Source organism: Streptomyces sp. NPDC056296, assembly GCF_042268605.1.
GTDB lineage: Bacteria > Actinomycetota > Actinomycetes > Streptomycetales > Streptomycetaceae > Streptomyces.
Genome location: NZ_JBHJRX010000032.1, coordinates 46,293 through 72,009, shown reverse-complemented (window position 1 = coordinate 72,009; position 25,717 = coordinate 46,293). Strand labels below are relative to the sequence as shown.

Sequence of the window (25,717 nt, the reverse complement as noted above, 5' to 3'; positions counted from 1 at the left end):
GCGTCGTCGAGGACAGCCGACGACGGGCACGGAGGACGCGGTGGCCAAGGGACAGGAGCAGGCGGCGCCGGACGCCGTGCTGACGCGGATCGGGCAGGTCGTCATGCTGCACCACGCGGGCGACCGCGAGGAGGCCCGCCACCGCTTCCTCGGTCTGTGGGCGGAGATCGGCGAGCACGGCGACCCGCTGCACCGCTGCACCCTGGCCCACTACCTGGCCGACACCCAGGACGACCCGGGGGACGAACTGGCCTGGGACCTGCGGGCGTTGTCGGCGGCCGAGGAACTCACGGAGGATCGCTTCGGGGACCGGCCCGCCGACCGGCCCGCCGATCGGCACGAGGGCACCCTCGCCGCGCGCGCCCTCTACCCCTCGCTGCATCTGAACCTCGCCGCCGACTACGACCGGCTCGGCCACCGCGAGGCCGCCCGCGTACACCTGCGGCGCGCCCGCTGGGCGGCGGCGTCCCTCGCGCCCGACCGCTACGGCGAGGGCGTACGCGCGGCCATCGACCGGCTGGAGCAACGGCTCGGCGGCACCGGCCCCGCCCCGGACGGGCCGCCGGACCGACCCGACGGGCGGTGGGGGCCGCCACGGCAGCGGCCGTAGTCCCGGCCCGCCGCGCCACGCGTGCGCGCTCAGTGGCCGTACGCCTGCTCGCAGATGACCGCCTCGGGGCTGCCCGGTCGCCAGCCGCCGTACTGCTTGCCGAGCGAGCACACGTCGGCGCTCTCGCCGCTGCCCCGGCCGGTCGGCCGGGGAATGTCGGGGACCTCGACGCGAGATCGCTCCCGGCCCTGCTCCCGCTCCGGTGTCCTGGGGCGGGCGGGCCGCGGCTGTTGTTCCGGACGGGCGCGGGCGGCGGGGGGTTTCCGCTGCGGTGGGGCCGCCTCCGGGGACGCCGTACGGCGCGGCTCGCCGGACGCGTGGTCCGGGGTCCGGGAGGGGCCGATCATCTCCAGCGCCTCACGGGCCGGGGCCTGAACGACCCGGGGCTCGGACGGACCGTCCGGGCGCGGCGCCGAGGAGTGGGCGCCGGTCGCCGACGGGTCGGCCGCGGTCGGGCCCTGGACCGTCGTACAGCCGGTCAGGGCCGAGACCGCCACGGTCACCAGAAGCGTTGCGGTGGTCGTCGTTCGATGCACCCGCGCCACTCTGCTGGGTCGGGCCCCGTCCACGGTGCCGGACAAGCGGAGGTTGCCCCGCACGGGTGATCTCCGGCCCCGTACGGAGGCCCCGGGGCCGCCGAGGGTGACGTCAGTCGCCCGTGGCGCCGTCGAGGCTCTCGCGGATCAGATCGGCGTGCCCGTTGTGGCGGGCGTACTCCTCGATCATGTGGGTGTGGATCCAGCGCAGGGTGTAGCGCTCGCCGGTGCGCCGGTGCAGACCGCGGGTCGGTGCGTCGAGGGGGACGTCGGCCGCGTTGCGCCGGGCGGCCTCGATCTCGGCCTGCCAGGTGGCGTGGGCCTCCTGCCAGGTGTCCGCCTCGGTCAGCCGGAACTCGCCGTCCGGGTTCTCGTCGCTGTAGTAGATCGGGTCCGCGTCCTCGTCCGCCAGCACCCTGCGGTACCAGCTCCGCTCCACCTCGGCCATGTGCCGCACCAGCCCCATCAGGGACAACGTGGCCGGGGTCACGGAGGCGGTCCTGAGCTGGGCGTCGGTGAGGCCCTCGCACTTCCACGCGAGGGTCTGCCGGTGGTACTCCAGCCAGCCCTCCAGCATGGTGCGTTCGTCGGCGTCCACGGCGGGTTCGCGGCGTTCGGTCGTCATGCCGGCATCCTCGCTGATGAAGACCCCCGCCCACCAGGAGATTTCAGCCGCCCAGCATGCCGTCCAGCACCTCGCGCAGGTCGGCCCGCACCTCATGGAGGCTCGGCACCTCCGCGTGGAAGGTCCCGGCCACGCAGCTGAACATCAGCCCGTCCGCCCAGGCGACCAGGGACAGCACATGGCGTGCCGGGTCGGCCGAGCCCATCGCCGTGACGAGGGCGCCGAGTTGCTCCCGGAAGCGGGCGCCCGCCGCGTCGAAGTGGGCTCGTAGCTCCGGGCGGCGCGTGGCCTCCAGGGCCAGTTCGTACCGGGCCAGCGTCAGCGCGCGGTTGCGGGTCAGGGCGCGGTGCGTCGCCAGTGCCAGCGCGTCCACCAGCGCGTCCAGGCCGTGGCGAGGGTCCGGCATCTCGTTCAGTCCCAGCACCCGTGCCTCCCGGTCGGCCAGGCGCCGCACCGCCAGTTCCAGGAGCGCCTGCCGGGTCCGCGCGAGGTTGGACGTGGAGCCCTGGGGGAGTCCGGCCGCCTCGTCGACCGCACGGTGCGTGAGCCCGCGCATCCCGCGCTCGGCGAGCAGGGCCAGAGCGGCGTCGGCGACGAGCTCGGCGCGGGAAGCCCCGTCGGCGGGGGGCACGGGAGGTGCGGTGCGTGCGGACATGGAGCTCAACCTACCTGCCTCACTACGGCTGTAGTACAGTCGAGGCGGAAGGTTCACTACAGCTGTAGTTAGCGAGTGGGTGGGTGGCGAGTGCGAGGAGCAGCCATGACACGGACACGGCAGGCCGTCGTGATCGGCGGCGGAATCGGCGGTCTGACCGCGGCGGCGGCCCTGCACGGCCGCGGCCTGCGGGTCACCGTCCTGGAACGCGCCCCCTCGCTCCAGCCGATCGGCGCGGCCATCTCCCTGTCGCCCAACGCCCTGCGCGCCCTGGACGTCATCGGTCTCGGCGACGAGATCCGCGACCTGGCCGCCTGGCAGGGCGACGGAGGCCTGCGCACACCGGGCGGGCGCTGGCTCTCCCGCTCCAGCGCCGAGGCCGCGGCGGCCCGGTTCGGGGGACCGCTCGTGCTGCTGCACCGGGCCACCCTCATCGACCGGCTGGCCGCGCGACTGCCGCCCGACGCCGTCCGCACCGCCGCCGACGCGATGCTCGCCGACCCCGGTGACAGCGACCAGCCGGCCCGGGTGCGCACCCCCGACGGCGAGTTGGAGGCGGACCTGGTCGTCGGAGCCGACGGCATCCACTCCGCCGTACGCGGCACGCTGTACCCGCACCACCCGGGCCCCGTCTACTCCGGCTTCACGACCTGGCGCGTGGTGATCCCGGTGCCCGGCGCCGAGTTCGCCTCCCACGAGACCTGGGGCCGGGGCCGCATCTGGGGCACGCATCCGCTCAAGGACGGCCGGGTCTACGCCTACGCCGCCGCCGTCACCCCGGCGGGCGGACACGCGGCCGACGAGAAGGCGGAGCTGCTGCACCGGTACGGCGACTGGCACGACCCGATCCCCGCCGTCCTCGCCGCCGCCCGCCCCGAGGACGTACTGCGCCACGACGTCCACTACATCGCGGAGCCCCTGCCCGCCCACCACCGGGGCAGGGCCGCCCTCGTCGGGGACGCCGCGCACGCCATGCCGCCGACCCTCGGCCAGGGCGGCAACCAGGCCATCGAGGACGCGATCGTGCTCGCCCACCACCACGACGACCTCGCCGCCTACACCGCCGCGCGCCTGCCCCGTACGACCGGCGTCGTCCGCCAGGCCGTCAGGGTCGCCCGGCTCAACCTGATGACCAACCGCGCCGGGATCGCCGTACGCGACACCGCGATCGCCGCGCTGTCCAAGGCCGGACCGGCGCTCTTCCTACGCGGCTTCGACGGCATCGCCGACTGGCGGCCCCCGCAGCAGCCGTATGCTTCCCCCCAGACCCAGGTCGGCGAGCGTTAGAGGAGCACACCCCGTGAAGGTCGGCGTCATCGGACTCGGCGACATCGCGCAGAAGGCCTACCTGCCGGTACTCGCCACGCTGCCCGGGGTCGAACTGCACCTGCAGACCCGCACCCCGGCGACGCTCACCCGCGTCGCCGACGGACTGCGCCTCGCGGACGGGCAGCGCCACGCCGACCTCGACCTGCTCCTCGCCGAGGGCCTCGACGCCGCCTTCGTGCACGCGCCGACGGCCGTCCACCCCGAGATCGTGACCCGGCTGCTGGAAGCCGGCGTCCCGACCTACGTCGACAAGCCGCTCGCCTACGAACTCGCCGACTCCGAGCGCCTGGTGGCCCTCGCCGAGGAGCGGAACACCGGCCTCGCCGTCGGCTTCAACCGGCGCCACGCCCCCGGGTACGCGCAGTGCGCCGAGCACCCGCGCGAGCTGATCCTCATGCAGAAGAACCGCATAGGCCTGCCCGAGGAACCGCGCACGATGATCCTCGACGACTTCATCCACGTCGTCGACACACTGCGCTTCCTGGCGCCGGGACCGGTCGACGACGTGACCGTCCGCGCCCGCGTCCAGGACGGTCTGCTCCACCACGTCGTGCTCCAGCTCGCCGGGGACGGTTTCACCGCGCTCGGCGTCATGAACCGGCTCAGCGGTTCGGCGGAGGAGATCCTGGAGGTGTCCGGCCAGGACACCAAGCGCCAGGTGGTCAACCTCGCCGAGGTGATCGACCACAAGGGCCAGCCGAGTGTGCGGCGGCGCGGCGACTGGGTCCCGGTGGCCCGCCAGCGCGGCATCGAGCAGGCGGTGCTCGCCTTCCTCGACGCCGTGCGCGCCGGCAAGGTGCTCAGTGCCCGGGACGCGCTTGAGACCCATGAGCTGTGCGAGCGGGTGGTGCGGGCGGTCGCGGAGCGCTCCGCCTGAGCCGCACCGCCCGTACACCCTCGGCGGCGGCCCAGGCCGCGAGGGTCAGCAGCGCGGCGTGCGGTGTCCAGTCGCCGTAGCGGACGTAGGGCGTGCTGCCGTGCGTGAGCGGCACCTCGTACACCCGCGACGCGCTCGCGTCGGTACCGAGCCACGACCCGATCCGGGCGCCGTTGGCGTCGTAGACGGCGGAGACGCCGGTCAGGGTCGCGTGCACCATCGGGCGGCCGGTCTCGGCGGCGCGCAGCGCGGCGAGCGAGGCGTGCTGCTCGGGCGCCCAGGTGTGCTGGAAGGTCGACGTCGACGACTGGGCGAGCAGCACCTCGGCGCCGTCGGCGGCGAGCCGGCGGCTCATGTCGGGGAACGCGCTCTCGAAGCACACCATCGGGCCGATCCGCAGCCCGTCCCCGACGTCCATCACCACCTGCTCGGAGCCCCGCCTGCGGTCCTCGCCCGCCGCCTCGCCGACGGAGGTGGCCCAGCCGAGCAGTGAGCGGGCCGGGACGTACTCGCCGAACGGGACGAGCCGCATCTTGTCGTACCGCTCGCCGGTCGGGCCGTCGGGGCCGACGAGCACCGAGCTCTTGTAGATGCCGGGCTTGTCGGAGCGCCGCGCGTCCACGTTGACCAGGATGTCCGCGCCGGTCTCCCGCGACAGCGCCGTGAGCCGACCTGCCAGGTCGGGCCGGTCGTCCAGGTCGAAGCCGACGCTGCTCTCGCCCCAGACGATCAGGTCGAGGTCCCGGTCGGCCAGCCGGCGGGTCAGCTCCTCCTCGCGGTCGAAGCGCCGGTCGGCACTGTCCCGGCCGGCGACGATCCCCGGCTGCACCACGGCGATCGCGGCCCGCTCGCCGGCATCGGGGCGCGGTGACCAGAGCCAGGCCGCGGAGGTGGCGGCGGCGGTGGCGACCAGCCCGGCCAGTGCGGGCACCCGGGCCCGGCGGACGGCGACGAGCACGGCGAAGGCGACGTTGACGGCCACCACCAGCAAGCTCAGCAGCCACACCCCGCCCACCGAGGCGAGCCGCAGCGCCGGCGCCACCTGCCACTGACTCGCGCCGAGGACGCCCCAGGGGCCGCCGAGTCCCTCCCAGGAACGGACCAGCTCCACCGCCAGCCAGCCCGACGGCAGCACCACGAGCGACGCGGCGACCCTGCGGACCGACGGCGCCCCGCCCAGCAGCCGGCGCACCAGCCAGCCCCACGGCGCCCACAGCACGCCGAGCAGCGCGGCGATGACGAACGTGAACACATGCAGGTTGGGCAGCAGCCAGTGATGCATGGCCAGCATGAATCCGAACCCGCCGCACCACCCGTCGTACGCCGCCCGCTTCCAGGTCGGCGCGGTGCGGGCCAGCAGCAGCCAGGGCACCAGCGCGACCCAGGCCCACCACCACAGGGCCGGCCCCGGAAAGGCGAGCACGGGCAGCGCGCCGGCCACCGCGGCGGCGGCCGAGCGCCGCCACGGGGAGGCGAGCAGGCGGTCGAGCGTCTTCATAGGCGCCTCCCTACCCCGTGGTCTCTTCAGTGTGCGCGCTCGACGAGGGCGGATTGCAGTTGATCACATCAGATGTCCGGGTCCGGGGAAGCGTGGCCTCGCCTAAGATGATCGATGATCGATCAAATAGGCGGAACGCGCGCCTCTCGGTCCTGCGACGATCTTCTGCGGAGGTACTCATGGAGCGTCCCATCACGGTGGTCACCGGCGGCAGCCGGGGGATCGGCGCGGCGGCCTGCCTGCGGCTCGCGGCGGACGGGCACGACGTCGTCGTGGGCCATGTCCGGGACTCGGGGGCGGCGGAGGCGGTCGCCGCGGGGGTGCGTGAGGCCGGCGGCCGCGGTCTCGCGGTCCGGGCGGACACGTCGGTCGAGGCCGACGTCGAGCGGCTCTTCGAGGTCGCGGAGGAGCGGCTCGGGCCGGTGACGGGGCTGGTGAACAACGCGGCGGTGACCGGACCGCTGGGGCGGCTCGCCGACAGGGACACCGCGACCCTGCGCCGGGTTCTCGACGTCAATCTGCTCGGCGTGCTGCTGTGTGCCCGGCGCGCCGCGCAGTTGATGACCGCGCGGGGGAGCGGCGCGATCGTGAACGTGTCGTCGGGCGCCGCGACCATCGGCAGCCCCGGGGAGTACGTGCACTACGCGGCGAGCAAGGCGGGCGTCGACGCCCTGACCCTGGGCCTCGCCAAGGAGCTCGGCCCGGACGGGGTCCGCGTCAACGCGGTCGCCCCCGGGGTCGTCGACACCGAGATGCACGCCGCGATGGGCGACCCGGAGCGTGCCCGGCGGATGGGGTCCGCCGTTCCGCTGGGGCGCGCGGGCCGGGCGGAGGAGATCGCCGCGGCGATCGCCTGGCTGATGTCGCCCGACGCGTCGTACACGACGGGGACGGTGCTCAGGGTGGCCGGCGGGCGCTGACCGCCCCGGCCGGTCAGGCCGCCTTGATGACCTCGCCGCGGATCGCGGTCGCCCACTCGACCACCAGCAACTCGTACTCCACACGCTCCTGCGCCGACAGGGTCCCGCCCGCACGCCGCCACAGCGCACGGATCTGGTCGTTCAGCTCCGCGGCGGACCGCACGGAACCAGGAGTCACGGAATTGGGGGACATGCGGACAAGCCTAGGGGCAAGCACTGACAGTGCGCTACCGGACGGCTACAGAAGTGGTTGCGGTCAGCCGGCCGACTCCGCGGCGTGCGGGCTGAGGGCGCCCGTCGCGACCAGGGCGATGATGACGATGCCGAGCGCGATGCGGTACCAGACGAACGGCATGAAGCTCTTGGTCGAGATGAACTTCATGAACCAGGCGATGACCACGTACCCGGTGGCGAAGGCGATGACGGTCGCGAACAGCGTCGGTCCCCAGGAGACGTGGTCGCTCTCCATCGCGTCCGTGAGCTCGAACAGGCCGGAGGCGAGCACCGCCGGGATCGCGAGCAGGAACGAGTAACGGGCCGCCGCCTCGCGGCGGTAGCCCATGAAGAGGCCGCCGCTGATGGTCGCTCCGGAGCGGGAGACGCCGGGGACGAGGGCCGCCGCCTGGCAGAGACCGTAGATCAGGCCGTCGCGGACGCTCAGGTTCTCCAGTTCCTTGCGCTGCTTGGGCGCGCGGTGCCGGCCGCCCTTCTCGTCCCGCGCGGCCATCCGGTCCGCGATGCCGATGATCACCCCGACGACGATGAGCATGGTCGCCGTGATCCGCAGGTCGCGGAACGGGCCCTCGATCTGGTCCTTCAGCGTCAGACCGAGCACGCCGATCGGGATCGAGCCGACGATCACGAGCCAGCCCATGCGTGCGTCGGGGTTGTGCCGCATCGACTTGTCGGTCAGCGACCGCGTCCACGCCGAGATGATCCGCCCGATGTCCTTGCGGAAGTAGATGAGCACGGCTGCCTCGGTGCCGATCTGGGTGATCGCCGTGAAGGCCGCGCCCGGGTCGTGCCAGCCGGAGAACGCCGCGGTCAGACGCAGGTGCGCGCTGGAGGACACGGGGAGGAACTCGGTCAGCCCCTGGACGAGTCCGAGGATGAGTGATTCAAACCAAGACATGAGGTTACGGGGTCCAAGTGCCGATCGAGAAACGGGCGACGGGCACGCCGAAGCACCGTGTGCGGTGATCAGGATCAGGCGTGCCGAGGGGCAGCGTAGCGCCCCAAAGTGAAGATCAGCCCACAGGGGTGGAAGGGCTACTGGGCCGCCGTCGGGCCCGTCACCGTCCAGCCGGGGGCCTGCGGATGGGCGGTCAAGTCCTCGTGCCGGACGGTGTCGCCGCAGGCCCGGCAGGTCACCTGCGGGACGAGTTCGCTGCCGCAGGCGTGCTCGATCACCATGGGGCGGTCGTCGTCCGCGCGAAGGTGCCGGTCGCCCCATTCCATGAGGGTCATCAGGACCGGCTCCAGCTCAAGTCCCGCCCTGGTGGGCCGGTACTCGAAGCGCTGCGGGCGTTCGCTGTACGGCTGCCTGGTCAGGATCCCCGCGTCGACGAGCCGCCGCAGCCGGGTGGCGAGGATGTCGCGCGGGGCGCCGATGTTGCGTACCAGCTGGTCGAAGCGGCCGTTGCCGAGGCACACCTCGCGCAGGACGAGCAGGGAGTACTTCTCGCCTACGAGCGCCAGGGCGTCGGCGATCGAGCAGGGGCGCGGGTTCTTGGGGGCGGCGGCCATGGCGTCAGTCTAATTGAGGGTTTGTTTTTCCAACTCGTCGAGCTATGGTGAGTCCAGATTTCCTACTCACTGGTAGTCGCCGGCCATCGGAGGTCCGCACCATGCGTGACGCAGTCGTCGTCGAAGCCGTACGCACCCCCATGGGCAAGGGCAGGCCGAACGGCGCCCTCGCGCACGTCCATCCCGTGGAACTCCTCGCGCACACGCTGCGCACCCTCGTCGAGCGGTCGGGTGTCGACCCGGTGCTGATCGACGACGTCATCGGCGGCACCGTCGACCAGGTCGGCGAGCAGGCCATGAACACCACCCGCTACGCCCTCCTGTCGGCCGGCTTCCCCGAGTCCGTCCCCGCGACCACCGTGGACCGCCAGTGCGGCTCCTCCCAGCAGGCCGTCCACTTCGCCGCGCAGGGCGTCATGGCAGGGGCGTACGACCTCGTCGTCGCCTGCGGGGTCGAGTCGATGAGCCGGGTGCCGATGTGGTCAAACGTGCCGCCCGGCAAGGATCCCTTCGGCCCCGGCGTCGCCGCCCGCTACCCGGAGGGACTCGTCCCGCAGGGCGTCAGCGCCGAGTTGGTCGCCGCCAAGTGGTCGCTCACGCGGGAGCGGATGGACGCCTTCGCCGTCGCCTCCCATCAGAAGGCCGCCGCGGCCTGGGGCAACGGTCGCTTCGACGCCGAGATCGCGCCCCTCGACGGCGTCTCGCGCGACGAGTGCGTACGCCCCACCAGCAGCGTCGAGGTCCTCGCCGGCCTCAAGCCCGCCTACCACGACCCGGCCTTCGCCGAGCGCTTCCCGCAGATCGAGTGGAACGTCACCGCGGGCAACGCCAGCCCGGTCAACGACGGCGCCTCGGCCGTGCTGATCACGTCGAGCGAGACCGCCGCCCGCCTCGGCCTGCGCCCGCTCGCCCGCCTGCACAGCTTCGCCGTCACCGGTTCCGACCCGCTGCTGATGCTGACGGGCGTGGTCCCGGCCACCGAGAAGGTGCTGCGCAGGGCGTCGCTGTCCCTCGGCGACATCGACCTGTTCGAGGTCAACGAGGCCTTCGCGAGCGTGGTGCTGGCCTGGCAGCAGGAGACCGGCGCCGACCTCGACCGGGTGAACGTGCACGGCGGGGCGATCGCCCTCGGCCATCCCCTCGGCGCGAGCGGCACCCGGCTCACCACGACGCTCGTCCACGCCATGCACGAGCGCGGCGCCCGTTACGGCCTGCAGACGATGTGCGAGGCGGGCGGGCTCGCCAACGCGATGGTCCTGGAAGCGGTGTAACGCCCCGTCAGCGTCCGCGCAGTTGGTTCCGCTTGCGCCAGGCCACCACCGCGCCGGCCAGCCCGGGCAGGGCGATGCAGGCCAGCGCGATCAGGAAGGCGGGGGAGGTCGGCGTCGAGGCACGGGCGCCGGCGACGACGTAGGCGGCGGTGTTGGGGATCGACCCCAGTGCGGTCGCCAGCAGGAAGGGCAGCAGGCCCATACGGGAGACGGCCGCGCAGTAGTTGGCGGCGGCGAACGGCACCCCGGGGAACAGCCGCGCCGCCAGCATCGAGCGGAAACCGTGCCGGCTGAGCTGCCCGTCCGCGGCCTTCAGCCACTTGCCCCGCAGCAGCGGGCGCAGCGCCTCCTGGCCCAGCATCCGGCCGAGGCAGAAGGCGATTCCGGCGCCGAGCACCGTCCCCGCCAGCGCCGAGGCGAGGCCCAGCTGGGAACCGAACAGGGCACCCGCGGCCAGGTTCAGCAGCGGACGCGGCACGAAGGCGACGGTGCACAGTCCGTACGCCACCGCGTACGCGACCGCCGCCGCGGCACCCCCGAGCTGCGGCGGCCAGCCGTCGGTCAGCAACTGCTGCGGCTGGAACAGCAGAACGGCGGTCGCGGCCGACGCGAGCAGGGCGACGAGCAGGGAGAAGCGGGACCACGGAGAGAGCAGGACTCTCGTCACGCGGGCGGCGAAGCCGGTCGGTGCGGCCGGCGCGACCGGCCCGGCGGCGGTGGCGACGGCGAGCTCCGTTGCTGCGGTCCGGGGAGAGACCGTGGCGGTGCCCCCAGAGCGGGTGGTGGCATCGAACATCCGGTGACACTAACCGACAAATGTGTGTGATCGCCGTATGGTGCGTCTCATGAGCGTCACAGCCAAGGAAATCCCGGACGTGCCGCGCAGCCCTCTCGCCGACACCGTGGCGGAGCGGCTCACCGTCGTGTACGCCGCCGCGGCCGATCCCGAGCGGGCCGTGGCCCTGCGGGCGTACATGAAGGACGTGGCGCCCTTCCTGGGTCTGACCTCCCCTGTTCGCCGTGGCCTGTCCCGCACCGTCCTGGAAGGTCTGCCCCGCCCGGGCGAGTCGGACTGCACCGCGGTCGCGTTGCGCTGTTGGCGGCTGCCCGAGCGCGAGTACCACTACTTCGCCGTCGATTACCTGCGCCGGTATGTGACGCATTGCTCTTCCGGTTTCCTGCCCGTGGTCCGGCAGCTGCTCACGACGGTGCCGTGGTGGGACACCGTCGACCTGCTCGCCGCGCACGTCGTCGGAGGGCTGGTCGCGGCCGACCGCGGCCTCACGGCCGACATGGACGCCTGGAGCGCGGACGAGGACCTCTGGCTGGTCCGCGCCGCCCTGCTCCACCAACTGCGCTACAGGGAACGCACCGACACCGACCGCCTCTTCGGCTACTGCCTGCGCCAGTCCGGCCACGGCGACTTCTTCGTCCGCAAGGCCATCGGCTGGTGCCTGCGCGAGTACGCCAAGACCGACCCCGACGCCGTACGCGCCTTCGTGACCGAGCACCGGCGACGCCTCGCGCCGCTGTCCGTGCGCGAGGCGCTCCGCAACGTCGGGCCGTAGAAGACGGAACCGGTACTCGAACTCCCGTGCCATAAAAAACCATTCGACGTGGGACAAAGCGTCGGCGAGGATCGGCGTCATGTTCCGGTACGCCTTCCACCTCGCAGCATCCGCGGTCGCGGATGCCCCGAAGGCTGCCGTCCCCTTCTTCAAGGCCGCGACGGCCGCAGTCGACGGCGCCCGAAGCTGACCCTCCCCGGATCGTCCGGCGGACCCCGCAGGGGGAGGGTCGGCCAGCCCCCGGGGGTCCCCACCATCGCCACGAGGCTTCGAGGTACCGCCATGTCCAAGACGGCGTATGTCCGCACCAAACCGCATCTGAACATCGGCACGATGGGCCATGTCGACCACGGCAAGACCACCCTGACCGCCGCCATCACCAAGGTGCTCGCCGAGCGCGGCGCCGGCAGCACCACCCAGTACGTCTCGTTCGACCGCATCGACCGCGCCCCGGAGGAGGCGGCGCGCGGCATCACCATCAACATCGCGCACGTCGAGTACGAGACCGACACCCGGCACTACGCGCACGTCGACATGCCGGGTCACGCCGACTACGTCAAGAACATGGTCACCGGCGCCGCCCAGCTCGACGGGGCGATCCTCGTCGTCTCCGCGCTGGACGGGATCATGCCGCAGACCGCCGAACACGTCCTGCTCGCCCGGCAGGTGGGCGTCGACCACATCGTGGTCGCGCTCAACAAGGCCGACGCCGGGGACGAGGAACTGACCGACCTGGTCGAGTTGGAGGTGCGGGACCTGCTCACCGCACACGGCTACGGCGGCGACGCGGTGCCCGTCCTACGGGTCTCGGGGCTGAAGGCGCTGGAGGGCGACCCACGCTGGACGGCGTCGATCGAGGCGCTGCTCGACGCGGTGGACACCTACGTGCCCATGCCCGAGCGGTATCTGGACGCGCCGTTCCTGCTGTCGGTGGAGAACGTGCTCACCATCACCGGCCGCGGCACGGTCGTCACCGGCGCCGTCGAGCGCGGCACCGTCCACGTCGGCGACCGGGTCGAGGTGCTCGGGGCGTCCGTCGAGACGGTCGTCACCGGCCTGGAGACCTTCGGCAAGCCGATGGAGGAGGCCCAGGCCGGGGACAACGTGGCGCTGCTGCTGCGCGGCGTCGCCCGCGACACGGTGCGCCGGGGCCATGTGGTCGCCGCACCCGGCAGTGTCGTGCCCGCGCGGCGTTTCTCGGCGCGGGTGTACGTGCTGTCGGCGCGCGAGGGCGGGCGTTCGACACCGGTCGCCACGGGGTATCGGCCGCAGTTCTACATCCGTACGGCTGACGTCGTCGGAGACGTCGACCTCGGCGAGGTGGCGGTGGCGCGGCCCGGGGACACGGTCACGATGACGGTCGAGCTGGGCCGGGACGTGCCGCTGGAGACGGGGCTCGGGTTCGCCATCCGTGAGGGTGGGAGGACCGTGGGGGCGGGGACCGTGACCACGGTGGGGTGAGTGCCCCTGGCCGTGGGTGGGGGACTGCGGGCGTCGTGGCTGGTCGCGCACGCGGCGGAGCCGCACATCGATGCAGTCCCGCGCCCCTGCGGGGGTGCTTCGCACAGGCACAATGAACAGGTGAAGGAAGCCATACCGCTCAGCCGCGTCACCGACCACGGCACCGCCAAGCTCATGCCCGACGTCGACCGGAAGCGGGCCTGGCTGCTCACCGTCGACGGGGCGCCGCAGTCGTACGTCGACCTGGACGAGCCGGCGCACCTGGAGTTCGAGTACACGCGCCGGCTCGGCCACGTCCTGGACACGGTCGCCGAGCCGGGGCGTGCGCTGGACGTGCTGCACCTCGGCGGCGGTGCGTTCACCCTGCCCCGGTACCTGGCCGCGACGCGGCCCGGCTCGCGGCAGGACGTCGTGGAGGCCGACCGGGGGCTGCTGGACCTGGTCGCCGAGCACCTGCCGCTGCCGGACGGCGCAGGCATCACCGCGCACGGTGCCGATGCCCGCGCCTGGCTGGAGGCCGCGCCCGCGGACTCGGTCGACGTCCTGGTCGCCGACGTCTTCGGAGGATCCCGGGTGCCCGCGCACCTGACCTCCGTCGACTACGCCCGTGCGGCGGCGCGGGTCCTGCGCGCCGACGGCGTGTACGTGGCCAACCTGGCCGACTCCGCGCCGTTCCCCTTCCTGCGCCCGCAACTGGCCGGGTTCGCCACGCTCTTCGAGGAGCTGGCGCTGATCGCCGAACCGGGTGTGCTGCGCGGGCGCCGCTTCGGCAACGCCGTCCTCGTCGCCGCGCACCGACCGCTCGACACGGCCGCGCTGGCCCGGCGCACCGCCGCCGACGCCTTCCCGGCCAGGGTCGAGCACGGGCCCGCCCTGCGGGACCTCATCGGCGACGCGCGCCCGGTGCGCGACGAGGACGCCGTACCGTCGCCCGAGCCTCCCGCCGGGGCCTTCGGCATCGGCTGAGCGGCGCGCGCGGCGCCGCCCGGCGCGGTGTGCCTACGACTCGGTCGGCGGTTCCTCGGTGAGGCGCACGGTGCTCAGGATCTTCTGGATCGTCGCCTCCGGGACCTCGTCGTCGACGCCCTTGGCGCCGTACAGGTTCCAGGTGACGAAGTCGCCCGCGCCGTTCTTGAACGCGAAGGTGGTCGCCTTGCCTTCGGTGTCGCACTTCCCCTTCTGGGGCGTGCCCTGCGAGTACGCCGAGATGACGCTGCCCTTGATCCCGGACGTCGTGGTGTACGCCTTCGGCTTGCCGTACTTCACGCTCTTCTTGTCCGGCTGGGTGTAGCCGCCGAAGATCCACCACGGCACCCGCGTCTCGGCCGCCATGTCGGTGTCCTTGGCGCCGCTCTCACCACGGGTACCGGTGGTGGCGAGGGCGGTGCTCTCCTTGCGGCCGTCCTTGTTCTCGTCGGTCGTGCACCACTCGGACTTCAGGTAGGCCGGGGCGGTGACCGTGGTGCGGTCGGTCTTGCCCTTCTCCTCCCACTCGAAGCCGACGCTGGTGTCGGTGCTGTCGATCTCCCAGTCGGCGGGCACGTCGAACATGGTGCCGAAGCGCGGGTTGGCGACGACCTTCCAGCCGTCGATGGTCGCCTTCAGCCCGTCGCCGCCCCGCGGGTTGTCCTCGTCGCCGGACGCGCTCGGGTCGGTGGACGGGGTCTCGGACTTGTCGGCGGACGCGCTCGCGGACGGCTTCTTGTCCTTGCCGTCGTCCGCCTGGTCGTCCTTGTCACCGCCCAGCACGAGGAACCCGGTGACACCGGCGGCCACCACCACGGCGAGCGCCGCGACGATCGCGACCACCTTCGTCCGGTTGCCGCCACCGCCACCACCCGGAGACGGCTGCGGAGCCCCGGGGGGCTGCGGAGCGCCCCACTGCTGCTGCCCGTAAGCGCCGGGCTGCTGATACGGATTCGGCTGCTGGTACCCCGGCTGCTGATACGGATTGTTCTGCGGGTTCTGCTCGCCCCCGGGCGGCTGCTGTCCTGGCCACATGAGAGGTCACCCTAATGCCGCCCAGGACACGGTTCGGTCACCGGCCCTTGTCAGGGACGTACCGAAGTCGTGAACCTGCGTCCCTCAGGAGTCCGCCGGCGTGAACTCCCTGACGGTGGCGAGGATCTTCCGGACGGTGGCGTCCGGTACCTCGTCGCCGACGCCCGCGGCGCCGAAGAACGACCAGGACACGAGGTCGCCGTCGGCGGCTTCGAAGGCGAACGTCGTCGCCTTGCCGTCCACGTCGCACTTGCCCTTCTTCTCGACCCCAGACGACCGGGAGGTGGCGACGCTGCCCTTGATGCCGGAGGCGGTGGTGAAGGAGGTGACCGGTCCCGTCGCGACCTTGTCCCGGGCGGGCTGGGCGAAGGCCCCGTAGACCCAGGCCGCCGAGTCGTTCCGGGCGATCTCCTCGGTGCCGCGCGCACCGTTGTTGCCGCGTGTGCCGGCGCTCGCCAGCGGTGTGTGGTCGACCGAGCCGTCCCGGTCGCCGTCTGCCCCGCACCACTTCTCCTTGAGGACGGCCGGGGCCTTCATGGCGACCAGCGGCTTCTCCTCGGGGTCGTCGTCCTCGACGACGTAGGTGACCCAGTCGCGGGCCTGGAGCGCCCAGGAAGCCGGAACGTCGAAGGCGATGCCCTGGCCGGGGTTGGCCACGACACGCCAGCCCGCGACGGTCGGCTTCGGGTCGTCGTCCCCGTCGCGCGGGTTGTCGGCGGCGGACGCCTGCGCCGAGGAGGCAGTGGGGCCGGGCTCGGCCCGGTCGTCCTCACCGCCGCCCAGAAGGACGGCCCCGGTCACGGCGGCGGCCACCACGACGACCGTGGCGGCGATGATCGCCACCAGCTTCGTACGGCCGCCCGGCCCCCCACCGGGCGGCGGGGCGGCCGTGACCGTGGGCGCGTTCCAGGAGGCGGGCCGCTGTCCGGCGTACGGCTGTTGCTGCTGGTAGCCAGGCTGCTGGTACGGGTTGGGCTGCCGCGGGTCCGGTCCGCCGGCGGGGGGCTGCTCTCCTGGCCGCATGGGCGGAAAGCATACGGCGATCACCCCGGATGCCTGGCCCAGGATGCTACTCATGGGTAACCTTCTGGCATGAGCGATGATCAGATGTCGATCGGCGAGTTGCTCGCCGCCACGGTGCCGATGGTCCGGACCCTGAACCTCGAGTACCTGGAGACCACTCCGGAGAAGGCCGTACTGGCTCTTCCGGACCAGAGCGAGTACCGCAACCACGTCGGCGGGCCGCACGCCGGAGCCATGTTCACGCTGGGCGAGTCGGCCAGCGGCGCGATCGTGCTGGCCGCCTTCGGCGACCAGCTCTCCCGGGCGGTGCCGCTGCCGGTCACCGCGGAGATCGCCTTCAAGAAGATCGCGCTCGGCCCGGTCACGGCCACCGCGACACTCGGCCGCCCCGTCGCCGAGGTCGTCGCGGAGCTGGACGAGGGCAGCCGCCCCGAGTTCCCGGTGAGCGTCGCCATCCAGCGCGAGGACGGTGCCGTGACCAGTGAGATGACCGTCATATGGACCCTGCGTCCCAACAGCTGACGCCCGGCGAACCGGTAGGCTTCCCGGGTCGCCTCGTTCGAGGCGACCCGGGAAGCGGCGCGAGACCCACCCGGAACCCGGCGGGGGCGCGAATCGGAGGGTCTGGCCTTGCACGTCCAGGAGTGGCTCGACACGGTGCCCGCGGCGGCCGTCTACGCCGTCGTCGGACTGGTCATCGGTCTGGAGAGCCTGGGCATCCCGTTGCCGGGCGAGATCATCCTGGTCTCGGCGGCCCTGCTGTCCTCCCAGCACGGCGGCGTCGACCCGCTGGTCCTGGGCGCCTGTGCCGGCGCGGGCGCGGTGATCGGCGACTCCATCGGGTACGCCATCGGCCGCAAGGGAGGCCGGCCGCTCCTGGCCTGGCTGGGCGGTAGATTCCCCAGGCACTTCAGCGAAGGGCACATCGCCACCGCCGAACGGTCCTTCCAGAAGTGGGGCATGTGGGCCGTGTTCTTCGGCCGCTTCGTCGCCCTGCTGCGCATCTTCGCGGGCCCGCTGGCCGGCGTGCTGCGGATGCCGTACTGGAAGTTCCTGATCGCCAACGTCCTCGGCGGCATCGTCTGGGCGGGCGGCACCACCGCCGTCATCTACTACGTCGGCGTCGTCGCCGAGTCCTGGCTGAAGCGCTTCTCCTGGCTGGGCCTGGTGGTGGCCGTGGGCATCGGCGTCGCGTCGATGCTGGTGCTCAAGCGCAAGGCGAAGAAGGCCCAGCCCCTTCCCGCCGCAGAGTAGGAGCGCCCCCGTAGGGGCGCGGGGAACTGCGCGACCAGCCACGAACAACCCGCAGACGGCCCTCTACAGACCGCCCCCCACCGCTTCCCGATGCTGCGAGGCCAGCGCCGCGTACATCGTCCCGTTCAGCGTGACCCCCTGACGCTCCTCCTCCGTCAGCTCCCGCTTCACCTTCGCCGGCACCCCCGCCACCAGCGAGCCCGGCGGCACCGCCATCCCCTGGGGCACCAACGCCTGCGCGGCGACCAGCGACCCGGCACCGATCACCGCGCCGTTGAGGACCGTGGCGCCCATGCCGATCAGGCAGTCGTCCTCCACGGTCGCGCCGTGCACCACGGCGTTGTGCCCGATGGAGACGCGCTCGCCGACGGTGACGGGGAAGCCGGGGTCGGCGTGGAGCGTGCAGTTGTCCTGGACGTTGCTGTTCGCGCCGACGGAGATCCGCTCGACGTCGCCGCGCAGCACCGCGCCGTACCAGACGCTCGCCCCCGCGTGGAGCGTCACGTCCCCGATGACCGAGGACGTCGGCGCCACGAAGGCCTCCGCGTCCACCTTCGGGTCCTTACCGCCGATGCCCGTGATCAGCGCCTGCTGCGTCATCATCGCCTCCTGCTCGGGTGATGTACGGCACCGTACGCCACCCGGTGGGGTGAAGATCACAGGCCTCCGAAGTCATGGCCGCACCGCGTGCCCATTACCGTGGGCGGGTGCCCAAGCGCAAGAACACGTTCTCGTCCTGGCGGAGCCGCCTCGCGCAGCGGGCCGTCCACGCCGGCTGGGCCTGGGTGCAGCGCACCGGCTCCGTCACCGCCGCACACCCCGGACGCTTCCGCTTCGGGGCGCTGGGCACGGGCACCCGGCTCGCCTTCCCGCTCGGCACGGTCTTCGGCGAGCCCTGGATCCACGTCGGCGCCCACTGCATCATCGGCGAGCAGGTCACCCTGACCGCCGGACTCATGCCCGACCTCGACCTCGGTCCCGAGCCCATCCTGCGTATCGGCGACGGAGTGGTCCTCGGCCGCGGCAGCCACGTCATCGCGGACACCACGGTCACCATCGGCAGCGACTGCTACTTCGGCCCGTACGTCTACGTCACCTCCACCAACCACTCCTACGACGACCCGCACCAGCCCATCGGCAAGCAGTGGCCCCGGATGGACCCGGTGGAGATCGGCTCCGGCTGTTGGATCGGCACCGGCGCGGTGATCCTGCCCGGCGCGCGGATCGGGCGGAACGTGGTGGTCGCCGCCGGTGCCGTGGTCCGGGGCACGGTCCCCGACCACGCCGTGGTGGCGGGCGCGCCGGCCCGTGTCGTACGGCGCTGGACGCCCGGCGAGGGCTGGCAGCCGCCGCTGCGGACACCGGCTCCGGTGCCGATTCCCGACGGGGTCACGCCGGGACAGCTGCGGGCGCTGTCGAAGCTGGACGACGAGGCCGTGGCCCGGCTCGCCGAACTGGACGACCGGGTGGCAGGGCCGGGCAGGCTCGCGGAGCCGGCCGCCGAGGGCTGACCACGGGGTCCCGGTGCCGGCCGCCGAGGGCTGGCCACGGGGTGCGGGTGTCGGCCGCCGAGGGCTGGTCACGGGGTCCCGGTGCCGGCTGCCGAGGGCTGGTCACGGGGTCCCGGTGTCGGCCGCCGAGGGCTGGCCACGGGGTCCCGGTGCCGGCCGCCGAGGGCTGGCCACGGGGTGCGGGTGCCGGCCGCCGAGGGCTGGCCACGGCGGTCGCGTTCCGGGTGCCGCCCGTCCGCTGAGACGACCGTTCGCCGTGCCGACCGCTGTTGTTAGCGTGCGGCCATGCACGCACCCATCGGGAACTTCGACAGCGCCACGCCCGCCCCGGACGCCCTCGACGAACTGACCCGGCCGGTCGCCGACGCCGTACGCCACTGGCGCGGCAGCGTCCCCGCCGACCAGATCGTCTACGTCGACACCGACCCGGAGTGGGCCGACACCGCCACCTTCGTCGAGCACTACGGCCGCGAGTTGCTCGAACAGTCCGCCAACTGCGTGGTGGTCACCGGCAAGCGGGGCGGCGGCACGACGTTGGCGGCCTGTGTGGTGCTCTCCACCACCCGGGTCGACGTCAACGGCGTCGTACGCCGCCACCTCGGCGCGCGCAAGGCCTCCTTCGCCTCGATGGACACGGCGACCAGCGAGACCGGCATGGAGTACGGGGGCATCACCCCGGTCGGCCTGCCCGGCGACTGGCCCGTGCTGGTGGACTCGGCCGTGGTCGACCTGCCGTACGTCCTCGTCGGCAGCGGACGCCGGCGCGGCAAGCTGCTGGTGCCGGGCAAGGCCTTCGCGGAACTGCCGGGAGCCGAGGTGCTGGAGGGGCTGGGCGTCGCCTGACCGTTCACGCGGTGGTGTGATGGGCCGGCGTCGAGCACTCGCGGAGGGACGGCGGGTCGTGTACGCGCTGCGTGACGGGCACCTGCGCCGCCTGGCCGACGAGGCGCTGAACGTGGCCGACCACCGGCTCGGGGATCGGCCGCTCCACGATGAGATGGAGCCTCAGCCGCTGGTACGGGCGCCGAGATACTGCTCGGCGAACGCCGCCGCCGCGACGGGTGAGTCGAACAGGCGCCGCAGCCGGGCCAGTGCGGCGCCCGCGCGGTACGGGTCGCCCGACGCCGTCCCGTGGTACATCTCCGCGAGCCACTCGGAGAACTCCTGGTAGTCCCACACCCGGGCAAGACACGTGGCCGAGTAGCCGGACAGGCCGGTGTCGTCGCCCTTCGTGAGGTGGGCGACCAGCCCGTCGCCGAGCAGAAAGGCGTCGTGCAGGGCGAGATTCAGGCCCTTGGCGGCGATGGGGGCGGTGAGGTGGGCCGCGTCCCCGGCCAGGAAGAGGCGCCCGTGGGCCATCGGCTCGACGACGTAGCCGTGCATGTCCAGGACGCGTCTCTCGATCAGCCGTCCCTCCTTGAGCGGCGGCGCGCCGACCGCGTCGAGCCGTTCCCGCAACTCCGCCCAGACCCGATCGTGCGGCCAGTTCTCCGGGTCGTCGCCCGGCGGGCACTGAAGGTAGTAGCGGGTCACCTCGGGGCTGCGTGCCATGTGGCCGGCGAAACCGCGCGGGTGCATGCCGAAGACGACACAGTCCGAGGACGGCGGCGCCTCGGCCAGCAGCGCCAGCCAGCCGACGCCGTAGTCGTGGCGTGCGACACGGACGCGATCGGGCTGCAGCGCCGCCCGCGACACCCCGCGCGCACCGTCGCAACCGGCGACGAAGCCGGCTTCCACCACACGTCGTTCACCGGAATCGGGGCACACGTACGACACCGACGGCCGGCCGGACTCCAGCCCGTGCAGGCGGACGTCCCGCACGCCGAACCGGATCTCCCCGCCCCGCACGTCCGCGTACTCCCGGACCAGATCCGTCACCAGGAACTGCTGCGGATAGATGAAGTGGTGACGGCCGGTCAGCCCGGTGTACTCGAACCGGTACCGCTCCCCGCCGAACCGGAACTCGCACTCGGTGTGCGCCTGCGCCCGCTCCAACAGGTTCCGCGCCAGTCCGCGCCGTTCCAGCCCGCGTACGGCCCACTCCTCGATGACCCCGGCGCGAGGCCGCCGCTCGATGAACTCCCGGGTTCCGGTCTCCAGGACCAGACAGTCGACGCCCGCCGCGCGCAGGAGGTTGCCGACGGTGAGCCCGGCGGGCCCGGCGCCCACGACGACGACCGAATAGCGTTGTGGGGCAACGGAGTTGGCGCGGGGGGAGGCTGCGTTCACTCGAAACATTATGTCGGCGGCACGCGGCCCACGGGAATGCTCCGTGCGGCCCTCCGCGCGGAAAACACCTGGCAGTCCGGTGTCGGCGTGGCTATGCTCCCCGCGATGACTACTCCTCCCTTCTTCAGATTGGGGGACCCGTCCGCGCAAGGTGAGTGCTGATGCTCACTCACACCGCGAACGGGGACTCCCGTCTCTCCTTCTGGCGGCGCGTGCGCGAGTTCGCCGTGCCGCCGTCCATGATCGATACCGCGACCGCTCGCCGCCGTGCCGGGGACTGGGCCGGGGCGTGCGCCGCCGCGGGCATCGACGTCGACCTCAACCTGCGTTCCGTGGCGCGCACGCAGGGCCACGACCTCGCGGCCCGCGTCCGGGCCGATCTGCGCCACCTCGCTCCCGACCTGCTGCGCTGGCACATGCCGAGAATCGCTCCGGACGGGCTGCTGCGCCCGGGCCTCACGCTCACCCTGGCGCGGTACGGCATCGCGGGACGCGAGGGATCGCCTCCGGTGCATCTCGTGGTCCGGACCCCGCCCGCCCGGGCGGAAGGCGGCCAGCGGATCAGCCTGGCCCTGTGGTACGGCTCCGGCGGCTCCGGCCCGGAGACCGGTGTCCCATGGCACCCGCACCCCCGGCCCAACCGGCGGTTCCGCCTCGACCTGCACCGACACCTGTGGGACGCCCGCCGAACCGATGAACTGCGGGTCCGGTCTGGGGCCGACCTGCCGTTCACCGATGACCCGCCGCAACATCCCGGCCTGCCCGAACATCCCGGCCTGTGTGAGTATCCAGACCTGCCGGGGCATCCCGGCCTGCCCGGGACGATGCCTCCTGGGCGTCGCTGTGCCGTCGACCGGTGGGCGGCCGAGGCGGTCGTCCTGCTCCGGGCCGAGGGCCTGCCGACGGCCGGCACCCACACCGTCACCGTGCGGCTCGGGGCCGGGCGACGGCTGGCCCTGGAACTGGTCGCGGACCGGATCGGCGCCGCTCCGCACGCGCTGCGGATCGGCGAGGCGCGCACCGGCGGAGCCGCGTCCGCGCTGCCGGTGCTGCCCGACGCGGCGACCTGGGTGCCGCCCGACCTGGAACTGGTGCGCGCCGGTGCGATCGAGGCCGACAGGCTGCATCCGCTGGTCGCCTCCGCGCTGGTGCCGGACCACGTGCCGACCGCCTCGCCCCGGACTCCTGGCCCGGCGGGAGGGACCCGTCTCGTGGAGTGCCGGGGAGCACGGCACCGGATCGGCCTCGTCGACGGGGCCCTGGCGGCGCTCGACCACGACCCGGCGGAGATCCGCCGCGAGGAGATGCTGGCCGCGCTGACCGGCACACCGCTGCCCTGCCTCCAGGTCATCGACGAGGCGCACCGACGTCCGGAGTGCCTCCCCGACATTCGCGAACGCCTCAACCACGGCGACACCGCCGGCGCCCTCGCCGTCGTCGAAGCGCTGCTGGGCCCTGCCGCACGCCTGCGCGACGGCGCCCTGCGGGACGAACTCGAGGCCGCCGCACTGCGGCGGATCACCTACGGGATGTTCCGCGCGGGCCTCGACGAACCCGGCCCGGGACGGGTCGGTGCGGACCGTCACTGTCCCCGCGTCGGCCGCTCCCACCCGCGCTACGCGACTCGCGCCTGACGCGCGCCTGCCCCGGGGAGGCATCCCTCCCCGCACCGACTTCCGCCCACGACGAACTCTCAGGTGATGACATATGAAGACTTATGCACCCTCGACCTCCTCCGCTCCCCCCTCCGCTCCCTCCTCCGCCCTCTCCTCTGCCCTCTCCCAGCTCGACGTCGCCGGTGAACTGCTGACCCTGCTGCGCGACGCGAGCACCGAGCCCCGGCCCGACACCCAACTGGAGGCTCTCACCCTGGCGGTGGCCGCCGACCTTCCCGTGCTGCTGTGGGGTGAGCCCGGGATCGGCAAGACCGCGGCCCTGACCCAGCTCGCCGCCGCCCTGGACCTGCCGCTCACCACCGTGATCGCCAGCGTGCACGAGCCGTCCGACTTCTCCGGGCTGCCCGTCGTCGGCGACGATCCCGCGGAACAGGGCGTCCCGATGGCCCCGCCGGACTGGGCGGTGCGCCTGGTACGGGCCGGCCGGGGTCTGCTGTTCCTGGACGAGCTGTCCACCGCTCCGCCCGCCGTTCAGGCCGCCCTGCTCCGTCTCGTCCTCGAACGGCGGATCGGCGCCTTGCGACTGCCGCCCGGGGTCAGGATCGTGGCCGCCGCCAACCCGCGGTCCTCGGCGGCCGACGGCTGGGAGCTGAGCCCGCCGCTGGCCAACCGGTTCGTCCACCTCTCGTGGACCCACGACCACGACGTCGTCCTCCGGGGCCTCGGCGGAATCTGGCCCCGGGCGACCCTGCCGCGGCTCGATCCGGACGGCCTCGCGGACGCCGTGCGCCACGCCCGCCGCGCGGTGTGCGAGTTCCTCACCGCCCGCCCCGGTCTGGTGCACCGGCTGCCGAGCGGTGAGACGCACCGGGGCGGTGCCTGGCCGTCGCCACGGAGCTGGGAGATGACCCTGTGCCTGATCGCCTTCGCGACCGCGGCCGGCTCCTCCAGGGAGGTGTTGTCCCTGTTGGTGCGCGGCACCGTGGGCGACGGCCCCGGGCTGGAACTGATGGCCGGACTGGACCGGATGGACCTCCCGGACCCCGAGACGCTGCTCGCCGACCCGTCGGGCGCCGTCCTGCCCGAGCGGGGGGACCTGCGCCAGGCCGTGCTCGACGGCGTGGTGGCCGCGGTACGCAAGCACCCCGACAAGTCCCGCTGGGACGCGGCGTGGGCGCTGCTGGCCCGGGCCATGGAGACCGGCGCCCCGGACGTCGTGGTCGTCCCCGCCACCACGCTCGCCACCCTGCGGCAGCAGGACTGGGACGTCCCGGCGTCCATCGATCGCCTCGCCGGAGCCATGGCCCTGTCCCGGCGCGCGGACCGGGCAGCGGATCGAGCGACGGCGCGGACCGCGGGCGCCGCGAAGGCGGCACGATGAAAGCCACCGCGTCGAGTACGGCGACGAACGCGCAGGCTCCGGCGAAGGCCCAGGTTCCGGCGAACGCGCAGGACCAGGACCAGGACCCGGACCAGGACCAGGACCCGGACCAGGACCAGGACCCGGACCAGGACCCGGACCAGGACCCGGACCAGGACCAGGACCCGGACCAGGACCCGGACCAGGACCAGGACCCGGACCAGGACCAGGACCAGGACCCGGACCCGGACCCGGACCAGGACCAGGACCCGGACCAGGACCAGGACCAGGACCAGGACCAGGGCCAGGCGCGGGCTCGGGCCCAGGCCCAGGCCCAGGCCCAGGTTCCAGCTCCGGTGACTCCGGTGCGGCTCGACCTGGACAAGCTCTTCGCCGCCCGGCTGCAGGCCGTCAGGGCCCGGCCCTACCTGGCGACGGCGCTGTTCGCCCTGCACGTCGTCCCGTCGCGGCGGGTGCCGACGATGGCCGTCGACCGGTACTGGCGGTGCTACGCCTCACCGGTCTTCGTGGACCGGACGCCCGTGGAGGAACTGGCCGGGGTCTGGGTGCACGAGGTGTCGCACCTGCTGCGGGACCACCACGGGCGCAGTGACCGGGTCGCGCGGGAGCGCGGACTGACCGGACCCGCGGAGCGGCTGCGGATGAACATCGCCGCGGACTGCGAGATCAACGACGACGTGTTCGGCGACGGACTGGTCCGGCCCGAGGGCGCGGTCGAGCCGGCGCTGCTGAAGCTGCCCGAGGGGCAGCTCATGGAGGACTACCTGCGCCAGTTCCGGCTCGGGCGGCTCACCGAGAGCCTGGCCTGGCTGGACTGCGGAAGTGGCGCCGACGGCCTGGAACGGGAGTGGGACCTCGGGCCGGACGGCGCGGACGGGCTCAGCGAGCAGGAGAGGGACGCGGTGCGGTTCCGGGTGGCGCAGGGCATCAAGGCCCGCCCGGGGCGGGCACCGAAGGGATGGCAGCGCTGGGCGGAACGGGCGTTCCATCCGCCGCAGCCATGGCGGGAGTTGCTGGGTGCCGCGGTCCGCTCGGCGGCCTCCGCAGGTGGCGCGGGCGAGGACTACACGTACGGCCGGCCATCGCGGCGCTCGGCCTCGATGCCCGGCGTCGTGCTGCCGAGCCTGCGGCGCAGACCGCCCCGGGTCGCCGTGGTCATCGACACCTCCGGATCGGTCAGCGACGCCGAACTGGGCAGTGCGCTTCTCGAGGTCGCCGCGATCGTCCGCGCCGTCGGCGGCCGCCGCGACCTGGTCACGGTGGTGCCGTGCGACGCGGCGGCCCGGGTGGCGCACTCCCTGTGCCGTGCCGAGGGGATCCCGCTGGTGGGCGGGGGCGGCACGGACCTGCGCACGGGCTTCGCCAAGGCGCTGCGCGCGCGGCCCGCACCGGACGCCGTCGTGGTCCTGACCGACGGGCAGACGCCCTGGCCGGACACACGGCCGCCGTGCCGCACGGTGGTGGGCCTGTTCCCCCGACACGGCGGGCACGGTTCTTGGGACGAGGACGAGGACGAGCCCGAGTACGTGTCGGACTCACCGCCCGACTGGGCGCGCGTGGTGAAGATCGGGTCGGACCCGACAGGTGGCCGGTGAGGCGGCGCGGG

27 protein-coding genes and 1 pseudogene are annotated in these 25,717 nt (G+C 73.2%); 16 read left to right on the top strand and 12 right to left on the bottom strand.

Features of this window, described 5'->3' with window-relative positions; translation table 11 throughout:
• The first annotated feature begins 40 nt into the window (after positions 1–40).
• The gene (locus ACFCZF_RS23620; protein WP_376673337.1) at positions 41–610 is read left to right on the top strand and encodes a hypothetical protein; all 570 of its coding nucleotides are present in this window, start codon (positions 41–43) and stop codon (positions 608–610) included.
• Positions 611–639: 29 nt separating this feature from the next.
• Here ACFCZF_RS23620 and ACFCZF_RS23615 read toward each other — a convergent pair whose 3' ends face one another.
• The 3 genes from ACFCZF_RS23615 to ACFCZF_RS23605 all read right to left on the bottom strand — a co-directional run bounded on the left by ACFCZF_RS23615 (position 640) and on the right by ACFCZF_RS23605 (position 2,426).
• Complete coding sequence (locus tag ACFCZF_RS23615; RefSeq protein ID WP_376673367.1) at positions 640–1,155, bottom strand: hypothetical protein; 516 nt, start codon at positions 1,153–1,155, stop codon at positions 640–642.
• Positions 1,156–1,258: 103 nt separating this feature from the next.
• Entirely contained in the window at positions 1,259–1,771 is a 513-nt protein-coding gene (locus tag ACFCZF_RS23610) for a DinB family protein (protein WP_376673336.1), read from the bottom strand.
• 43 nt (positions 1,772–1,814) lie between these two features.
• Complete coding sequence (locus ACFCZF_RS23605; RefSeq protein WP_375905467.1) at positions 1,815–2,426, bottom strand: TetR/AcrR family transcriptional regulator; 612 nt, start codon at positions 2,424–2,426, stop codon at positions 1,815–1,817.
• Between the two features lie 105 nt (positions 2,427–2,531).
• On the opposite strand from ACFCZF_RS23605, the gene ACFCZF_RS23600 reads away from it, so the two are divergent.
• Both ACFCZF_RS23600 and ACFCZF_RS23595 read left to right on the top strand, forming a co-directional pair.
• Positions 2,532–3,713: an FAD-dependent monooxygenase gene (locus ACFCZF_RS23600; protein ID WP_376673335.1), complete on the top strand. Its 1,182-nt coding sequence runs from the start codon at positions 2,532–2,534 to the stop codon at positions 3,711–3,713.
• Positions 3,714–3,726: 13 nt separating this feature from the next.
• Positions 3,727–4,632 carry a Gfo/Idh/MocA family protein gene (locus ACFCZF_RS23595; RefSeq protein WP_376673334.1) on the top strand — a complete coding sequence of 302 codons (906 nt, stop codon included), beginning with the start codon at positions 3,727–3,729 and terminating at the stop codon, positions 4,630–4,632.
• Here ACFCZF_RS23595 and lnt read toward each other — a convergent pair.
• On the bottom strand, positions 4,556–6,130 hold the full coding sequence (gene lnt / locus ACFCZF_RS23590; RefSeq protein WP_376673333.1) for an apolipoprotein N-acyltransferase: 1,575 nt from the start codon (positions 6,128–6,130) through the stop codon (positions 4,556–4,558). The two genes, ACFCZF_RS23595 and lnt, sit on opposite strands and share 77 nt — an antisense overlap.
• Positions 6,131–6,309: 179 nt before the next feature.
• Between lnt and ACFCZF_RS23585 the strand changes: the two genes are divergently transcribed.
• Positions 6,310–7,050, top strand: coding sequence for an SDR family oxidoreductase (locus ACFCZF_RS23585; protein WP_376673332.1), 741 nt, complete (start codon positions 6,310–6,312; stop codon positions 7,048–7,050).
• 13 nt (positions 7,051–7,063) lie between these two features.
• Here the strand turns inward: ACFCZF_RS23585 and ACFCZF_RS23580 are convergent, their stop codons facing one another.
• The 3 genes from ACFCZF_RS23580 to ACFCZF_RS23570 all read right to left on the bottom strand — a co-directional run bounded on the left by ACFCZF_RS23580 (position 7,064) and on the right by ACFCZF_RS23570 (position 8,796).
• Entirely contained in the window at positions 7,064–7,243 is a 180-nt protein-coding gene (locus tag ACFCZF_RS23580; protein WP_375905481.1) for a hypothetical protein, read from the bottom strand.
• Between the two features lie 63 nt (positions 7,244–7,306).
• Positions 7,307–8,182 carry an undecaprenyl-diphosphate phosphatase gene (locus ACFCZF_RS23575; protein WP_375905484.1) on the bottom strand — a complete coding sequence of 292 codons (876 nt, stop codon included), beginning with the start codon at positions 8,180–8,182 and terminating at the stop codon, positions 7,307–7,309.
• 137 nt (positions 8,183–8,319) lie between these two features.
• A complete protein-coding gene (locus tag ACFCZF_RS23570) occupies positions 8,320–8,796 on the bottom strand; it encodes a winged helix-turn-helix transcriptional regulator (protein ID WP_375905487.1) in 477 nt (158 codons plus the stop codon).
• A 101-nt stretch (positions 8,797–8,897) separates the two neighbouring features.
• Here ACFCZF_RS23570 and ACFCZF_RS23565 point away from each other — a divergent pair, with 101 nt between their 5' ends.
• The gene (locus ACFCZF_RS23565; protein WP_376673331.1) at positions 8,898–10,067 is read left to right on the top strand and encodes a thiolase family protein; all 1,170 of its coding nucleotides are present in this window, start codon (positions 8,898–8,900) and stop codon (positions 10,065–10,067) included.
• Between the two features lie 7 nt (positions 10,068–10,074).
• Here the strand turns inward: ACFCZF_RS23565 and ACFCZF_RS23560 are convergent, their stop codons facing one another.
• The gene (locus ACFCZF_RS23560) at positions 10,075–10,863 is read right to left on the bottom strand and encodes a TVP38/TMEM64 family protein (RefSeq protein WP_376673330.1); all 789 of its coding nucleotides are present in this window, start codon (positions 10,861–10,863) and stop codon (positions 10,075–10,077) included.
• 49 nt (positions 10,864–10,912) lie between these two features.
• On the opposite strand from ACFCZF_RS23560, the gene ACFCZF_RS23555 reads away from it, so the two are divergent.
• The 3 genes from ACFCZF_RS23555 (at position 10,913) to ACFCZF_RS23545 (ending at position 14,062) form a co-directional block, all read left to right on the top strand.
• Positions 10,913–11,635, top strand: coding sequence for a DNA alkylation repair protein (locus ACFCZF_RS23555; protein ID WP_376673329.1), 723 nt, complete (start codon positions 10,913–10,915; stop codon positions 11,633–11,635).
• 282 nt (positions 11,636–11,917) lie between these two features.
• Positions 11,918–13,096: an elongation factor Tu gene (tuf, locus tag ACFCZF_RS23550; RefSeq protein WP_376673328.1), complete on the top strand. Its 1,179-nt coding sequence runs from the start codon at positions 11,918–11,920 to the stop codon at positions 13,094–13,096.
• Positions 13,097–13,216: 120 nt separating this feature from the next.
• Complete coding sequence (locus tag ACFCZF_RS23545) at positions 13,217–14,062, top strand: spermidine synthase (RefSeq protein WP_376673327.1); 846 nt, start codon at positions 13,217–13,219, stop codon at positions 14,060–14,062.
• Positions 14,063–14,095: 33 nt separating this feature from the next.
• On the opposite strand, the gene ACFCZF_RS23540 is transcribed toward ACFCZF_RS23545, so the two are convergent.
• A complete protein-coding gene (locus tag ACFCZF_RS23540; RefSeq protein WP_376673326.1) occupies positions 14,096–15,097 on the bottom strand; it encodes a hypothetical protein in 1,002 nt (333 codons plus the stop codon).
• 84 nt (positions 15,098–15,181) lie between these two features.
• On the bottom strand, positions 15,182–16,120 hold the full coding sequence (locus ACFCZF_RS23535; protein WP_376673366.1) for a hypothetical protein: 939 nt from the start codon (positions 16,118–16,120) through the stop codon (positions 15,182–15,184).
• An 84-nt stretch (positions 16,121–16,204) separates the two neighbouring features.
• On the opposite strand from ACFCZF_RS23535, the gene ACFCZF_RS23530 reads away from it, so the two are divergent.
• Positions 16,205–16,642 carry a DUF4442 domain-containing protein gene (locus tag ACFCZF_RS23530; RefSeq protein WP_310875920.1) on the top strand — a complete coding sequence of 146 codons (438 nt, stop codon included), beginning with the start codon at positions 16,205–16,207 and terminating at the stop codon, positions 16,640–16,642.
• A 108-nt stretch (positions 16,643–16,750) separates the two neighbouring features.
• Positions 16,751–17,374 (top strand): DedA family protein, encoded by a 624-nt coding sequence (locus ACFCZF_RS23525; protein ID WP_375905509.1) that lies wholly within the window; start codon positions 16,751–16,753, stop codon positions 17,372–17,374.
• A gap of 63 nt (positions 17,375–17,437) precedes the next feature.
• Here the strand turns inward: ACFCZF_RS23525 and ACFCZF_RS23520 are convergent, their stop codons facing one another.
• The gene (locus tag ACFCZF_RS23520; protein WP_376673365.1) at positions 17,438–17,974 is read right to left on the bottom strand and encodes a gamma carbonic anhydrase family protein; all 537 of its coding nucleotides are present in this window, start codon (positions 17,972–17,974) and stop codon (positions 17,438–17,440) included.
• 107 nt (positions 17,975–18,081) lie between these two features.
• Between ACFCZF_RS23520 and ACFCZF_RS23515 the strand changes: the two genes are divergently transcribed.
• From ACFCZF_RS23515 to ACFCZF_RS23505, 3 genes and pseudogenes are all read left to right on the top strand, one after another.
• Positions 18,082–18,885 carry an acyltransferase gene (locus tag ACFCZF_RS23515; protein WP_375905511.1) on the top strand — a complete coding sequence of 268 codons (804 nt, stop codon included), beginning with the start codon at positions 18,082–18,084 and terminating at the stop codon, positions 18,883–18,885.
• Positions 18,886–19,170: 285 nt separating this feature from the next.
• Complete coding sequence (locus ACFCZF_RS23510; RefSeq protein WP_376673325.1) at positions 19,171–19,728, top strand: YbaK/EbsC family protein; 558 nt, start codon at positions 19,171–19,173, stop codon at positions 19,726–19,728.
• Between the two features lie 43 nt (positions 19,729–19,771).
• Positions 19,772–19,879, top strand: a pseudogene (locus ACFCZF_RS23505) (transcriptional regulator); the annotation flags it as partial.
• Positions 19,880–19,890: 11 nt separating this feature from the next.
• Here the strand turns inward: ACFCZF_RS23505 and ACFCZF_RS23500 are convergent.
• Positions 19,891–21,114, bottom strand: coding sequence for a 4-hydroxybenzoate 3-monooxygenase (locus tag ACFCZF_RS23500; protein WP_376673324.1), 1,224 nt, complete (start codon positions 21,112–21,114; stop codon positions 19,891–19,893).
• A gap of 161 nt (positions 21,115–21,275) precedes the next feature.
• Between ACFCZF_RS23500 and ACFCZF_RS23495 the strand changes: the two genes are divergently transcribed.
• The 3 genes from ACFCZF_RS23495 to ACFCZF_RS23485 all read left to right on the top strand — a co-directional run bounded on the left by ACFCZF_RS23495 (position 21,276) and on the right by ACFCZF_RS23485 (position 25,706).
• A complete protein-coding gene (locus ACFCZF_RS23495; RefSeq protein ID WP_376673323.1) occupies positions 21,276–22,748 on the top strand; it encodes a hypothetical protein in 1,473 nt (490 codons plus the stop codon).
• Positions 22,749–22,821: 73 nt separating this feature from the next.
• On the top strand, positions 22,822–24,111 hold the full coding sequence (locus tag ACFCZF_RS23490) for an AAA family ATPase (RefSeq protein ID WP_376673322.1): 1,290 nt from the start codon (positions 22,822–22,824) through the stop codon (positions 24,109–24,111).
• A gap of 335 nt (positions 24,112–24,446) precedes the next feature.
• Positions 24,447–25,706, top strand: a complete 1,260-nt coding sequence (locus ACFCZF_RS23485; RefSeq protein WP_376673364.1) for a VWA-like domain-containing protein — start codon at positions 24,447–24,449, stop codon at positions 25,704–25,706.
• The last annotated feature ends 11 nt before the right edge of the window (positions 25,707–25,717 follow it).